The sequence below is a fragment of the Phaeovulum vinaykumarii genome, from assembly GCF_900156695.1.
GTDB lineage: Bacteria > Pseudomonadota > Alphaproteobacteria > Rhodobacterales > Rhodobacteraceae > Bieblia_A > Bieblia_A vinaykumarii.
This window is the reverse complement of sequence record NZ_FTOM01000016.1, coordinates 1-14,858: the sequence shown is the minus strand read 5'-3', so window position 1 is coordinate 14,858 and position 14,858 is coordinate 1. Positions and strand designations below refer to the sequence as shown.

Annotated in this window: 6 protein-coding genes, 2 pseudogenes and 1 CRISPR repeat array; of the genes and pseudogenes, 3 read left to right on the top strand and 5 right to left on the bottom strand. The window is 62.9% G+C overall.

Translation table 11 applies throughout. The features are described from left to right. The 3 genes and pseudogenes from BW949_RS16130 to BW949_RS17625 form a co-directional block, all read left to right on the top strand. Positions 1 to 243 (top strand): annotated as a pseudogene (locus tag BW949_RS16130) (UDP-N-acetylglucosamine 4,6-dehydratase (inverting)); the annotation flags it as partial. Beyond that, positions 243 to 1,379, top strand: coding sequence for a UDP-4-amino-4,6-dideoxy-N-acetyl-beta-L-altrosamine transaminase (gene pseC / locus BW949_RS16125; RefSeq protein WP_076367938.1), 1,137 nt, complete (start codon positions 243 to 245; stop codon positions 1,377 to 1,379). The pseudogene BW949_RS16130 and the gene pseC, both read left to right, overlap by 1 nt. Before the next feature lie 246 nt (positions 1,380 to 1,625). After that, positions 1,626 to 4,070, top strand: coding sequence for a calcium-binding protein (locus tag BW949_RS17625; protein ID WP_076367936.1), 2,445 nt, complete (start codon positions 1,626 to 1,628; stop codon positions 4,068 to 4,070). A gap of 141 nt (positions 4,071 to 4,211) precedes the next feature. Here the strand turns inward: BW949_RS17625 and BW949_RS16115 are convergent, their stop codons facing one another. From BW949_RS16115 to BW949_RS16095, 5 genes and pseudogenes are all read right to left on the bottom strand, one after another. Further along, a complete protein-coding gene (locus tag BW949_RS16115) occupies positions 4,212 to 5,282 on the bottom strand; it encodes an ABC transporter substrate-binding protein (RefSeq protein WP_076367934.1) in 1,071 nt (356 codons plus the stop codon). Between the two features lie 457 nt (positions 5,283 to 5,739). Continuing rightward, a CRISPR array of direct repeats spans positions 5,740 to 9,208; the repeat unit is 36 nt; unit sequence GTTGCGGTTGGCCTGCGGTTTCTGAATGGCTAAGCT. Between the two features lie 72 nt (positions 9,209 to 9,280). Continuing rightward, positions 9,281 to 9,634: a CRISPR-associated endonuclease Cas2 gene (gene cas2 / locus BW949_RS17780; protein ID WP_235819309.1), complete on the bottom strand. Its 354-nt coding sequence runs from the start codon at positions 9,632 to 9,634 to the stop codon at positions 9,281 to 9,283. Further along, on the bottom strand, positions 9,631 to 10,563 hold the full coding sequence (cas1, locus tag BW949_RS16105; RefSeq protein ID WP_076367932.1) for a type II CRISPR-associated endonuclease Cas1: 933 nt from the start codon (positions 10,561 to 10,563) through the stop codon (positions 9,631 to 9,633). The genes cas2 and cas1 overlap by 4 nt, the downstream gene beginning before the upstream one ends. A 4-nt stretch (positions 10,564 to 10,567) precedes the next feature. Beyond that, positions 10,568 to 13,792: a type II CRISPR RNA-guided endonuclease Cas9 gene (gene cas9, locus BW949_RS16100; protein ID WP_076367930.1), complete on the bottom strand. Its 3,225-nt coding sequence runs from the start codon at positions 13,790 to 13,792 to the stop codon at positions 10,568 to 10,570. An 866-nt stretch (positions 13,793 to 14,658) separates the two neighbouring features. After that, positions 14,659 to 14,858, bottom strand: a pseudogene (locus BW949_RS16095) (IS3 family transposase); the annotation flags it as partial.

Sequence of the window (14,858 nt, the reverse complement as noted above, 5' to 3'; positions counted from 1 at the left end):
GGCGAGAAGCTGCACGAGCAGATGATCGGCCCCGAGGATGCCGCGCATACCTACGAATATGCCGATCATTTCAAGATCATCCCGGCGATCCACAATTGGTCGAAAGACCCCGTGCGGATCAAGGACGGCACCCGGGTCCCCGAAGGCTTCACCTATTCCAGCGAGACCAACACCGACTGGATGCGCCCCGAAGACCTGGCCCGATGGATTACCGAAAACCGCGACAGGATCGGGAAGTTCTGATGATCCCCTATGGCCGCCAGGATATCGACGCCAACGACCGCCAGGCCGTGCTGGACGTGCTGTCATCGGATTTCCTGACCCAGGGGCCGGTGGTGCCGCGCTTCGAGGCGGCGGTGGCCACCCAATGCGGCGCGGCGCATGCGGTGGCGGTCAATTCGGCCACCTCGGCGCTGCATGTGGCCTGCATGGCGCTGGGGCTGGGGCCGGGCGACCATCTCTGGACCGTTCCCAATACCTTCGTGGCCTCGGCCAATGTCGGGATCTATTGCGGCGCCGAGGTCGATTTCGTGGACATCGACCCCGACACCTATCTGATGTGCCCCGAGGCGCTGGCCGCCAAGCTTGCCGCGGCCGAGACCGCGGGACGTCTGCCCAAGGTGGTGATCCCGGTCCATTTCGCCGGCCAAAGCTGCGACATGGCCGCCATCGGCGCGCTGGCGCGGCGCTATGGCTTCCGCGTGATCGAGGATGCCTCGCATGCGATCGGGGCGCGCCATGCCGGGCGGCCCGTGGGCGATTGCGCGCATTCCGACATCTGCGTCTTTTCCTTTCACCCGGTGAAGATCATCACCACGGCCGAAGGCGGGCTCGCCACCACCAACGACCCCGCACTGGCGCAGGCGATGGAGCTGGCGCGCTCGCACGGGGTGACGCGCGATCCCGCGTTGATGGACGGGCCCAGCGACGGCGGCTGGTATTATCAAATGGTCACGCTGGGCTACAATTACCGCATGACCGAGATGCAGGCCGCGCTGGGGCTGTCGCAGATGAGCCGGCTGGACGAATTCGTGGCGCGGCGCAACGCGCTGGCGGCGCGCTATGACCAGGTGCTGGACGGCATGGCGCTGGTGCGCCCGCTCCAGCGGCCCGACAACCTGTCGGCCTATCACCTCTATCCGATCCGGGTGGCCGATCGCGGCCGGGTCTTTGCCGAATTGCGCGCCGCCGGGATCGGGGTGAATGTGCATTACATCCCCGTCCACACCCAGCCCTTCTGGCGTGCCCGCGGCTTTGCCCCCGGCAACTTTCCGAATGCCGAAAGCTATTACGCCCAGGCGATCAGCATCCCGCTCTATTCCGGGCTGACCGAGGCCGATCAGGATCAGGTGGTGGCGGCCCTGCGCGCCGCGCTCTGAGCGCCGCGGCGGCGCCCTTGCGTCCCCTGCGGTGATTCGCCAGCCGCTGCATTTCGGGCCCCGCCCCCCCCGGAGACGGGCTCCCCCGAGGTCAACCGGCCCGGCGAGAGATTAACACAGGTTAATATTCGTTCATTATGCCGCACCCCCGTCCAGTTAGGGGATGCGTGACGGCGGCTTGGCCTTTACACTTTCCCCAGTGCGCCCGGACTGCGGCCGGACCGCCCCAATACGACAGGGAAAGCCATGACGACCTTCAGCTTCCAGGGCTATTACATCAACGTTTCCTACGATCCGGTCACCGATGCCGAGACGTTCAACAGCTTCAGCACCGGAGCGATGGCTGTGGCGATGCCCGATGGCACCACCAGCATCAGCTACAGCTACGACATGTCCACCTATGAGGACAGCCTGGCCTGGACCGATGTCATCATCTCGCCCGACGCCTATTCGGTCTTCATCGGCGGAACCCCGGTCGATTTCGAGAACCACGACATCAGCGTGCAGATCTCGGCCTTCACCTGGGGCAGCGGCAATGTCGCCTATGCCCTCCTGATCGAGGACGAGGACACCGGCGACGTGTTCGTGACCCAGCTGGGCGGCGATCCCCTGCCCACGCTGACCAACCTGTCGGAATTCCAGGCGTGGTTCGCCTCGATCACCAGCCATGACGCGCCGGCCTCGGGCAGCGGCTTTGCCGCCGGCGAGACGATCGACCTGACCGCGGTCCCCGGCATCACCGCAGCCGAGAACGATTGGGTGATCATCACCGATCCCGGCGGGGTCAACGTGGATGCCGGCACCGGGGACGACTCCCTGGAAGGCGGGTCGGGCAATGACACGCTGGACGGTGGCGCCGGGGAAGACGACATGGACGGCGGGGCCGGCAACGACCTGCTGCTGGGCGGGGATGACGACGATTATCTGATCGGCGGCACCGGCAACGACACGCTCAACGGCGGCGCCGGTGTGGACCAGGTGTCCTATGTGCGCGACGGCGGCGGTGTTTCGGTCGATCTGGCCGCCGGCACCGCGACCGATGGCGCGGGCAACACCGACACGCTGGTCTCGCTCGAATGGGTTCGCGGGTCGATGTATAACGACACGCTGGCCGGGGACGGCGGCGCGAACGGCATCGCGGGTCTGGCCGGCTCGGATTTCCTGTCGGGTCTCGCCGGGATCGACATCCTGCGCTATGACCGCGACGTGCATTACGGCGCCACCTCGGGCGTGGTGGTGAACCTGGCCACCGGCCGGGCCACCGACGGATTTGGCGACACCGATTACATCTCGGGCTTCGAGATCGTGCGCGGCACCGAATTGGCCGATACCATCCTCGGCAATGCCGCCAACAACACGCTTTACGGCTATGACGGTAACGACAGCCTCAGCGGCAGCACCGGCGACGACCTTCTCGACGGCGCGGCCGGCAACGATACGCTGGAGGGCGGCGACGGCGCGGACACGGTTCTTGGCGATGCGGGCGCTGACTTCGTGATCGGCGGCGACGGCAACGACTTCATGGGCGGCGGCGACGGCAACGACCGCCTCTACGGCAGTGCCGGGCTCGACACGCTCTATGGCGGCACCGGCAACGACAGCCTGCGCGGCGGCGACGACAGCGACACGCTCTTTGGCGGCACCGGCAACGACACGCTGATGGGTGACGGCGGCGCAGATTACCTGGACGGCGAGGTCGGCGACGACACGCTCTATGGCTTTGCCGGCAACGACATGCTGGTCGGCGGCGACGGCAACGACTTCATGGGCGGCGGCGACGGCAACGACCGCCTCTACGGCAGTGCCGGGCTCGACACGCTCTATGGCGGCACCGGCAACGACAGCCTGCGCGGCGGCGACGACAGCGACACGCTCTTTGGCGGCACCGGCAACGACACGCTGATGGGTGACGGCGGCGCCGATTACCTGGACGGCGAGGTCGGCGACGACACCATGTTGGGCGGCACTGGCAATGACAGCCTGCGCGGGGCCGACGGCGCCGACACAATCGACGGCGAAGACGGCGCCGACACGATCAACGGCGACAACGGCAACGACACGATCGACGGCGGCACCGGAAATGATGTCATCGACGGCGGAGCCGACGACGACCGGATCTACGGCGGCGCCGGCTATGACATGCTAATCGGCGGCACGGGCGACGATTACATCGACGGCGGCAGCTGGCACGACACGATCTCGGGCGATACCGGCAACGACACGATCTTCGGCAGCTACGGCAACGACGAGATCTCGGGCGGCGCCGGCAACGACGTGCTGCATGCGGGCGTGGGCGATGACGTGGTCTACGGCGACGAGGGCGACGACGTAATCTACGGCGTGGGCGGCAATGACACGCTTGAGGGCGGCGCGGGCGCCGACACGCTCACCGGCGGCGACGGGGCGGATACCTTCGTCTATTACACCGCCGCCGACAGCGGCCTGGGGGCTGCGCGCGATATCGTCACCGATTTCACCCGCGGCACCGATCATCTGGATTTCTCGATCTTCCTCGGCAGCAGCTTCATCGGCACCGGCAGCTTCAGCGCCAGCGGCAGCACCGAGATCGGCTATGTCCAGGGCGCGGCAGCCGCCTATGTGGTGGCCGATATCGACGGGGACGGCACCACGGACATGACCGTCTATCTGGCCGGGGTCACCGGTCTGGCGGCCTCGGATTTCATTCTCTGAGGCCCATCTGATCCCCGCATGCGAACGGCGCGCCCGCGGGCGCGCCGTTTTCCGTTGCGACCCTTCCGGGCGGGCCGCTGGCATGAAAAACGCGCGGGGAAGAGACGCCTTCCCCGCGCGCATGATCCGCGAATGGCGGGATCAGTTCACCAGCCAGGCGTTGAAGCGCTCGTTCAGCTCGGTGTCATTGTCGACCCAGAACTCGAAATTGGTCTCGAGCGCGTTTTCCATGTTCGCCGGATAGGTGGGCAGGTGCGGGCCCATCACCGTCTTGCCGTCCTTGAACAGGATCTCGCCCGCGTTCGACGACCGGCGCGTCGGACCGTAGGAGATATATTGCGCCTGCGCGCGCAGACCTTCGGTCGAGGTGGCGAACTGGATGTATTTCAGCGCGTCTTCCAGATGCGGCGCGCCTTTCGGGATCACATACATCTCGTGTTCGTAGACCTGGCCGTCCCACATCACGACCAGCGGCTTGCCCTCTTCCACGGCGGCGTTGAAGATCCGGCCATTATAGGCGGTGGTCATCACCACCTCGCCATCGGCCAGAAGCTGGGGCGGCTGCGCACCGGCTTCCCACCAGATCGCCTCATCCTTGATCGTGTCGAGCTTGGCAAAGGCGCGGTCGACGCCCTCGGGCGTGCTCAGCACGTCATAGACCTCGGCAGCGGGCACGCCATCGGCCATCAGCGCCATTTCGAGCACGGTCTTGGGGTTCTTCTTGATGCCGCGCTTGCCGGGGAATTTCTCGAGATCGAAGAAATCGGCGATCGAGCTGGGCTTTTCGTCGGGGAAGTGGGTGCTGTCATAGGCCACGATATTGTCCCAGAGGTCGGTCGACACGCCGCAATCCATCACCGCGCCGGGCAGGAAATCGTCCATCGCCGGGGTGCCATCCGAACCCGGCGGCAGGATCGCGGGGTCGATCTCCTCCAACAGGCCCTCGTCGCACAGACGCACGGCGTCGGCATATTCCACCAGGGCAACGTCAATCGACACATTGCCCGATTCCGTCTGCGCCTTCACCGGCGCCGCGGGGTTGTCGGCGTCGATCATCCGCGCGTCGATGCCGGTTTCCTTGATGAAGGGTTTGACATGGGCTTCGGTCTGGGCCGCGCCATAGGCGCCGCCCCAGCTCATGACCACGACTTCGGCCTGGGCGGCAAGCCCGAAGCTGGAGGCGATCACCGTGGTGAGAAGAAGTTTCTTCATCGTGTTTGCGTTCCTTGCGCTGCGAAAACGGATGGAGGCAGGTCAGCCGGTGACACGCCTCTGCGGCCAGAGAAGAAGAGGACGGCCAGTATCCCTGCCGCGATAACGCCCCCTGACGGCGCCGCGGGTGCGGATGCGAACCGTATCGGCGACACGCGTCGGCATGCGCATTCCTGGCCCTCCTCTGCGATGCGAGCAGCCCCGCACCGACATCTTGGCGCGCCCCCAAACCGCGCGGGGGGGGCACGAGGGGGGCAGATCCCCGCCTCCTGTCCGCCCGGATGATCCGAAGGCAGGAGCCGCGGGCGCGCCCAAAACGACATGACACGTCCATTTCCGCCCTTTGCACAAATGGAAGTCAGATGCCCGCATTCTGCATGGCCGTATTGCCCGCAAAATGCGCAATCTAGCGCGCAGAGCCTAGGCTCCGGCGAAGGCAAAGGCCAAGAGCCGCCGCGTTGCGGTTGGCCTGCGGTTTCTGAATGGCTAAGCTGGCAGATGCGGCCACGAGGGGCCGATGACAGTTGCGGTTGGCCTGCGGTTTCTGAATGGCTAAGCTCGGCCAGCTTTTGGTCAATGCGCTGATCCCGTTGCGGTTGGCCTGCGGTTTCTGAATGGCTAAGCTCTTCTGCGCAGCCTTGACGCGCATCGTGACGTTGCGGTTGGCCTGCGGTTTCTGAATGGCTAAGCTGGCGCGCGCGAATGGGACGCGGTGCGCGCGGTTGCGGTTGGCCTGCGGTTTCTGAATGGCTAAGCTCGCCAACGCGCTGATTGAGCGCGGAGAGGAGTTGCGGTTGGCCTGCGGTTTCTGAATGGCTAAGCTATCAGACCACGCGCCATTAACCCATGACAAGTTGCGGTTGGCCTGCGGTTTCTGAATGGCTAAGCTGATGACTGCTTGCGGGCTGCTTGATCGCCGGTTGCGGTTGGCCTGCGGTTTCTGAATGGCTAAGCTGCGGCTTTCCATGACGCAACCGCGTCAATCGTTGCGGTTGGCCTGCGGTTTCTGAATGGCTAAGCTCGCTGTTCTGAGAGGGATATCGCGTCGCTAGTTGCGGTTGGCCTGCGGTTTCTGAATGGCTAAGCTGATGACTGCTTGCGGGCTGCTTGATCGCCGGTTGCGGTTGGCCTGCGGTTTCTGAATGGCTAAGCTGCAATTGCAGATGGTCCGTGGCCAGACGAGAGTTGCGGTTGGCCTGCGGTTTCTGAATGGCTAAGCTGGGTTGCAACGGTGCTTCCCGGCCCAGATCGTTGCGGTTGGCCTGCGGTTTCTGAATGGCTAAGCTACGGACAGCTCGGGCTCGACCTATCACCTGGTTGCGGTTGGCCTGCGGTTTCTGAATGGCTAAGCTATAGGTCCAGTAGTTGACGTTCGGAAGATGGTTGCGGTTGGCCTGCGGTTTCTGAATGGCTAAGCTTACACCCGCGACTGGACGCAGAGCTTCTCGGTTGCGGTTGGCCTGCGGTTTCTGAATGGCTAAGCTTATGTGTGGACCGACGAAGTCAACGCCCAGGTTGCGGTTGGCCTGCGGTTTCTGAATGGCTAAGCTGGCTGCCCGGTGCAGCCTCTCGGGGTCCATGTTGCGGTTGGCCTGCGGTTTCTGAATGGCTAAGCTCTCGAGTGCGTTGTCGTGGTTGCTGTCCACGTTGCGGTTGGCCTGCGGTTTCTGAATGGCTAAGCTACGGCGAAGGCACGCGCGCCGTCCATCTTCGTTGCGGTTGGCCTGCGGTTTCTGAATGGCTAAGCTCTCACGGTCAACGACACCGACCGCGATATGGTTGCGGTTGGCCTGCGGTTTCTGAATGGCTAAGCTCTCACGGTCAACGACACCGACCGCGATATGGTTGCGGTTGGCCTGCGGTTTCTGAATGGCTAAGCTCTCACGGTCAACGACACCGACCGCGATATGGTTGCGGTTGGCCTGCGGTTTCTGAATGGCTAAGCTACGGCGAAGGCACGCGCGCCGTCCATCTTCGTTGCGGTTGGCCTGCGGTTTCTGAATGGCTAAGCTCTCACGGTCAACGACACCGACCGCGATATGGTTGCGGTTGGCCTGCGGTTTCTGAATGGCTAAGCTCTCACGGTCAACGACACCGACCGCGATATGGTTGCGGTTGGCCTGCGGTTTCTGAATGGCTAAGCTAAAGTCTGGAGGTGGATCCTGTTTTCATTCGTTGCGGTTGGCCTGCGGTTTCTGAATGGCTAAGCTGAAGTTGATGTACACCCGGCGGTCGTTCCAGTTGCGGTTGGCCTGCGGTTTCTGAATGGCTAAGCTGCGGGCCGGGAATGTCGCCGATGATCGCCTGTTGCGGTTGGCCTGCGGTTTCTGAATGGCTAAGCTCCATTCGAGGCATTCGCGCATCGCCGGGCCGTTGCGGTTGGCCTGCGGTTTCTGAATGGCTAAGCTCGAGGATGTGGACTACCATTTCCAGACCATGTTGCGGTTGGCCTGCGGTTTCTGAATGGCTAAGCTCTCGACGACGACCAGATCAACAACACGCTGGTTGCGGTTGGCCTGCGGTTTCTGAATGGCTAAGCTGCATCCGCAGCCCGCAGCTTGACTGCGAGCGTTGCGGTTGGCCTGCGGTTTCTGAATGGCTAAGCTAGCGGCCTACGCGGAAGTTATGCCGCACCCGTTGCGGTTGGCCTGCGGTTTCTGAATGGCTAAGCTAAAAGGGGGGTTTTTGACATGGCCAAGCCGGTTGCGGTTGGCCTGCGGTTTCTGAATGGCTAAGCTCCAACGAGACGAGCTGTTGGCCGCTGGGCTGTTGCGGTTGGCCTGCGGTTTCTGAATGGCTAAGCTACATGCGCACGATGGCAGCGCCCCGCTGGTGTTGCGGTTGGCCTGCGGTTTCTGAATGGCTAAGCTGGTGAGGATGGAGACGATCTTGCCATTCTTGTTGCGGTTGGCCTGCGGTTTCTGAATGGCTAAGCTATAAGGCCAAACTGAAAGGAGACCCCCGTGGTTGCGGTTGGCCTGCGGTTTCTGAATGGCTAAGCTGCGGGCGAAGTGTGGAAGCTGCAAGCGTTCGTTGCGGTTGGCCTGCGGTTTCTGAATGGCTAAGCTGGACGTAACCCTATGGCGCGGCAGCAACCCGTTGCGGTTGGCCTGCGGTTTCTGAATGGCTAAGCTAACGAGACTGTCGCCAACGCGGTTGCGCAAGTTGCGGTTGGCCTGCGGTTTCTGAATGGCTAAGCTTTTTCGCAGTGCCCCTCACGCATGGTTTCAGTTGCGGTTGGCCTGCGGTTTCTGAATGGCTAAGCTGGCTGGTGGGTGGTAGAGCATGGACGGCCCGTTGCGGTTGGCCTGCGGTTTCTGAATGGCTAAGCTGATCACACGGGATGGTTTACCGATCCGCATGTTGCGGTTGGCCTGCGGTTTCTGAATGGCTAAGCTGAGAAGGAACCGTTTGCGAAAAAGGACAAGGTTGCGGTTGGCCTGCGGTTTCTGAATGGCTAAGCTGCATCGCAATAAGCAGAAAGGAAATTATCGGTTGCGGTTGGCCTGCGGTTTCTGAATGGCTAAGCTGAGGACGACTGATGGATTATCGGACGCTTGGTTGCGGTTGGCCTGCGGTTTCTGAATGGCTAAGCTCGCATGATCGCCGACGCGTGGCAGGCTCTTGTTGCGGTTGGCCTGCGGTTTCTGAATGGCTAAGCTGGCGGGTTCCTCATCACGCATGTGGATGGCGTTGCGGTTGGCCTGCGGTTTCTGAATGGCTAAGCTCAAATCGCCATTCCGGCTGCGCAATCCCGGGTTGCGGTTGGCCTGCGGTTTCTGAATGGCTAAGCTCCCCTCACCGACTGGCGCACCGTCAGTGATGTTGCGGTTGGCCTGCGGTTTCTGAATGGCTAAGCTTCGATCATGCGCTCTTGCATGTCGAGCATGGTTGCGGTTGGCCTGCGGTTTCTGAATGGCTAAGCTGGATGCGCTGCCAAGCTTCTGAAATACAAAGAAGAAGCAGCGCATCCGGTTGGCCAAAGCCTGCGGACAAAGCTAGAACAACGCAAGTTGGTCCGGGTTTTCCCGGCGCTTGCGCCTGCGCTGGCTGGAGAATCGTACGATTCCCTCATACTGCTTGTCGGTGAACGTGAGGACATGAACCTCCCCTTTCTCGGGCAGATTACCCTCGATCCGTCGCAGATACGACTCATAGCTGTCCTTGCCGTTGCAGAAGCGGGCGTAGATCGAGAACTGGCTCATCTCGAAGCCTTCATCGAGCAGGAATTCGCGAAACCGCGTCGCGTCTCGCATTTCTGCCTTGCTGCCCACCGGCAGGTCGAACATCACGAAAATCCACATCAGCCGATACCCGTTCAGATAGGCCCCGTCTTTCATCGCTTTTGTCATGGCGTTTCGTCATCAAGGTGCCCCAGCGCCCCCCATTCGATCGCCGTCGGAGGATCGAAAAGAAGCAGATCCGGTCGGCCGGTTTCGAAAGCCTTGGCCACAGATTGCGCGAGCCGCGCCGCCGCCATCGACACCGGCGAGGTTTCCCCAGCGATGCGCAGATCGAACGCGATGAGGCGAGCGAAGCGGCGCTTCTGCGCCGGCTCCAGATCGGTGATGCCCGCGCACATCATCCGCTCGGCCAGCGCATCGACGAGCGGGCGAAACGGCTCGATCAGGTCGTCGGCCAGCGCGAAGGCGTTGCCGCGATTTGAATGCTGCACCCCGAGCGTTGGATGCAGGCCGGCAGCAACGACGGCACGGGCGCATGTGGCCCGCATGACCGCATAGCCGTAATTCAGCAGCGCGTTGACATCGCCTGCATCGCGGTTGCGGCGGAACTCTGGCCCCATGAGCATCGGCCAGTAGCGACGCGCGGCCTGAGCTTCGAGGTTCTCCTTGTCGCCCGAGGTGACCCGACGTGCCATGAAGGTGAAGGCTTCCGCACCCTCGATGCCGCGAGCGGCAAGAAGCGCGCCTTGCATGCGGATCTTGGCGGCCACGATCCGTCGCCAGATCTGCTTCGTCAGGGGCGCGGAGGCGCTGATCTGGGCCTGCATCCGGGCGTTTTGCGCATGATGCCCCTGCAACGGCAGCGTCACCGCCACAGGCGCATGGGACGAATTGCAAAACACGATCGGCGCCCCTCGCTCGGCCAGAGCCGCGACGATGTTGCCGGTCCAGGTCACCCCGTGCGCATGGACGATCAGTGCGTGGATGTCATCCAGCGCGACACGGCCGACTTCGGCATGGTCCTTTTCGACGATCAGAAAGCCTCGATACAGCGAAAGATGCAGCCCGTCGGTGGCGATATCGACGATCCGCTCCATCGGCTTATCCTGCGTCGCGCGGGCCGGGGTCAAAGATGCGCCCCAGCGGGTCAACGCGCACCTGTCGGGCGCGGGCCTTTTTCAGGGAGCCCGGTGAAAGGTAAATGTACTTGAATTCGTCTGTTTCCGTGCGATCTCGCTCCTGAAGTTTGCCAGCCTCATTCGGCGGGACCAATGTGAGGCGAGCATTCTGGTTGAACCCTTTGATCAGCAGAAATTCGACTGCGCCCTCGGTCCGCTCCGCCGCGATCACATCGCCTTGCCGCAAGGAAAGCACCTTTTTCGCTGCCGGATGTGGGCGGCGATCCCCCGTGTCGTGGGCATGTGCCTCGAACATCGGCACGACGTCGGCCTTCCATTTGCCGTCCGGCAAACGCCAGATATCGTAGCGGGCATTCGCATCGCCCTTGTAGGCCTTGTAGGTCTTGCCGGACCGATCCCGGATCGGGATGACATTGAGCGGCTCGCGGATGCGCAGGTGGCGGATGCCCTTGAAAACAGGATGCTCTTTGGAAAACCGGACGAGGGCCTGCATGTAGGCCGCGCCGGTCTTTCCGCTGGTCGCCACGCGCAGCGCCTTGCGCAAGGCCGGGTCGGCGATGCAATCGGGGTTCTCGATCTGCGCGGGCTTCAGGGCGGAGAGCGCGATGCGGTGCACCACGATCGGGGTCTTGCCGTCTGCGGCGACGGCCCCCGTCAGCCCATAGGCCGTGTCGTTGTGCAGCTTGCCCGCCGTCACGTCCCGGTGCCGCGAGGGCGCTTTCTTCCGGCCGTGATCGGGTTTGTGCATCGCAGTGATGCGCAAGACCCGCTCTCGCAGCTCTTCCCGGAAACCGGGCCAGGGCTGTTCGAGATCGTCAAACATGCGTTCAAGCTCCTGCGCCTCGGCACGCGCCGCCGCAGTGGCGATCTTCTGCATCAGGGACAGCGAGGTGACGGCGGCCACGGCGGCGTCGATCGTGTGGTGGCGATGGTCGAGACGGTTCTTGGGCGCGTTCGAATGCGCGTTCTCGACAAAATTATGGTCCGGCAACAGGCTGTTGAGCCCCCAGACCCGGCGCAGCATGGCGGTCATCCGGCCGGGAATGACATCCACGCGGCCCTCTTCGGAGCTGGGGTAGAGGGCGCGCAGATACTTGCCCGCGATCCGCGCAAGATATTGCGTATCGGTCAGTTGCCGGGCCGCGAAGCCGCCGTCGCTCTCGATCCGCGCCATCGCCTCGGGGCCGAAGCGCCACTGCTTCGAGCGGTGCATCCGCGCGACCTGCTCTGAAATGATCGGCCAACGATCGGGGTCATGGCCCCAACGTTCATAGGGCGTCTTGTTGCCCTTTTGCCGGTTGCAATGGCGATGCGACAGCACCTTGTTCGCCGCGCTGTCATCAAGCGAGCGTGAATAGGGGATGATGTGATCGACATCGGCCAGACCGTTGAAGATCTGTTCCATGCCGATCTTTTCGCCGCAATAGGGGCAGCGGCGATCGAGCGCGTTGCCCGGGTTCAGTTCCTTCCACTGCTTGAGCAGGGCGCGGTTCGCGCCGGTATCCGGGCGGCCAGCTTCGATCAGATCCTTGCTGGCCTGTTGCGCGGCCTCGGTGTCGCGGCGGATGCGGCGCAGGTGTTCTGCCTTCTGTTTGTCATTGAGCTTCAGATCGCGCGCGAGTTCGATGACGATACGGTCAGGGCGGCCATGGCGCGCGATCACCGCATTCACCAGCTTCTGCAACTGCCGAAGCCCGATATGGACCGTCGGGTTGGTGATCTTGCCATATTGCCGCTCAAGCGGATCGCCATATTCCGCCTTGCCGGGCGCAATCTCGCGGGCCAGGATCTGGCCGTAATAGGGCAGGGTGTCGAACACCTCGCCCGTGCGGTGGTCGCTGTGGTGAAAGCCTGCGGCCAGTGCCGCCTTGTCATAGGTGATGACCTCGGCCTTGAGCGCCGCGATCAGCGCGCGGGTCGCGGTTTCGCCAAAGCGGCCGTGGCCCTCGGGCAGGTTGGCCCTGGCCACGGCAACGGCGGCGGCCTCGTCCAGCCCGAATTCCGCCCTCAACCAGGACAGCAGCGTTTCGGCGTCTTCCTCGTTTTGAAGCCGGTCGAGAATACGCAATTGCACCTCGAGCGGGAAATGCGCCCAGCGATTGCCGAACCTCTTCTTGTCGGACATTTCGGCGCGCACCTCATCGCCCGTCAGATCCTTGCGGTTTTCGCTTTCCTTGTTGAAGCGCTCGCCCTCGGCCAGTTTCAGCGTCTTTGCCAAACTGGCAAAGCTGACCTTCTTCTTGTCGCGCAGCTTCAGGATCAGCCGGTCGCGCTCGTCGCGGGTCAGCTCCCGTCCCGCGGCCCCCGCCGACACGATGCGTAGTTGGTTCACCTCCTCGTAGAGCCGCCGTTCCTGAAACAACGGGTGCGCCTTGGGCAGGCGACGTTCGTCCGCAGGAATGTCCTTCACCCCGGCAAAGGTGCAGAATCCGACCTCCTGTTCTTTCAATGGACGCTGGAAGAACAGGATGCGATGCAGCGCCTCTCGTGCGGCATCGGTCAGCAAGGCGGGATGATGGGGGGCCTGTGCTGCCCAGATCGCATCAAACTCCTGCTCAAGGTGGCTGCGCTGTGGGTAGAAGTCATACGCTTGGTTTTCGCCATCCATCCGCACACGGGCCGGCAGCCCGGCGTCCAGACGTTCGGCCAGAAACTGCCCCAGCGTGCGCCCGTCAAGCGCCGCATCAAGCGCCTTGCCGCCACTTGCGATCTTGCCGTCTTGGGCATCCTTGCGTGTGCGCTCTGCCTTGCGGTTCGACTTGAACCCCCGCCGCGTGTTCAGGTGAAACAGCACCCGGCCGATTTCGTGCGGTGTCAGCGCCTCGTTCAGGGCGCGCCGCCGCAAGTCGTAGGGATCGAGCCCCTCAAGCCCGCGGGTCTGCTCGTTGGGCACCGCCGTCTTGCTGCGCCGTTCCGTGGTGCCTTGGGGTGGATCGCCAGGCAGAAGGCCAAGCGCGATCAACTTGCCCAGAAGGGCCGCGCGTCGCCCGATGAAACGATCACGCCTGCGCCGTGCCGCCCGTGCCTCGCGGCGCCCTTCCGCCAGAGGGGCGCCCGATTGCGGATCACGCCCCGCGCTCGCCGCAGCGCTGAAGATGACAACGCCGAGGTCGATGATCTGCGTGTCGTCGATGAGCGCCCAGCCAAGGCTGCTGGTTCCAAGATCAATGCCGAGAGTTCTGGTCATGAAAGCAAGCCTCCGAAATGCGTCGTCTGAAGATCATTATTCAAATTGCCGGGTCGTGGTGGCGAGGTGATTTCCCCACGAGCGGTTGCCGCAAGCCTCAGGTCCACCCCTGATGCGAACGGCATGACGGGGGCTTTCCCGTGACAGCCATGTTTCGTGGGAGCAGTCGGCGTCCAAACCCGATTGTGCGTCGAACCGGCGTTTTCGGACGCTTTGTGATGAAGCGGGAAAACAGTGATGTTCAGTTGCGCCCGGTCCGCAGTTTCTGAACCGTTGCGTCGGGCAGAGCGACTCTGCCTGACGCAGCGCGTCAGATGGGGTTGTCGTGAATACGCCTCTGCACTGGCTCTCGAAATCATCTGCAATACCTCTGCCTGATCTTTGCACCGCGCCGCCTTTATGGCAATTGACTCTTGGCTTTGCAGATTGCATTATCAAGTTTCAGAAACCGCGGGCTGGCTGTTAACAAGCAGCTTGACTGCACCAAATAAGGGCAGGGCTACGGCCCTGCCTTCTTGTTTTGGGGGGCGGTGGCCTGGTTTCTGCGCGATTGGAAAGGCGTTTGATGTTGCGGTCAGTTGGGGAATAGCCGACCCAATCGCGTACATGAGTGGGTCCATTGACGGCGCTTGCTCGCCCAGCATCAACGCCACATCAGCACCGCACCAGAAAAACAATACAGTGCTTATTGGCCCGCGTTTTCGGGCGGCTCACGGTTGCGCGCGTTTCCGGTTCCCGCCATCATCAACCCGTGGCTCTCCCGATGGTGAATTGACGACGAAGGACTTCGCTCTGGGCGTCCTGACCTAGGCTCAGGACCCATTGTTTGAACCGCGCCGGTTTTTCCGGAGGCTGATTTTCGTTAGTTACGCGGCCATGTCCTCAGTTTCCGGATCTGCGTAGAAGTTGGCCTCTGCCTCTGCGGGCGGGATATTCCCGATAGGCTCGAGGAGGCGGCGATTGTTGAACCGGTCGCCCCATTCGAGCGTCGCGTATTCGACGGCCTCGAAGCTGCGCCAAGGGCCGCGGCGATGGATGATCTCGGCCTTGTAGAGACCGTTGATGG

Coding starts and splice junctions, on each gene's coding strand:
- cas9 (WP_076367930.1), bottom strand. CDS start 13,792: ATGACCAGAACTCTCGGCATTGATCTTGGAACCAGCAGCCTTGGCTGG.
- cas1 (WP_076367932.1), bottom strand. CDS start 10,563: ATGGAGCGGATCGTCGATATCGCCACCGACGGGCTGCATCTTTCGCTG.
- BW949_RS16115 (WP_076367934.1), bottom strand. CDS start 5,282: ATGAAGAAACTTCTTCTCACCACGGTGATCGCCTCCAGCTTCGGGCTT.
- pseC (WP_076367938.1), top strand. CDS start 243: ATGATCCCCTATGGCCGCCAGGATATCGACGCCAACGACCGCCAGGCC.
- cas2 (WP_235819309.1), bottom strand. CDS start 9,634: ATGACAAAAGCGATGAAAGACGGGGCCTATCTGAACGGGTATCGGCTG.
- BW949_RS17625 (WP_076367936.1), top strand. CDS start 1,626: ATGACGACCTTCAGCTTCCAGGGCTATTACATCAACGTTTCCTACGAT.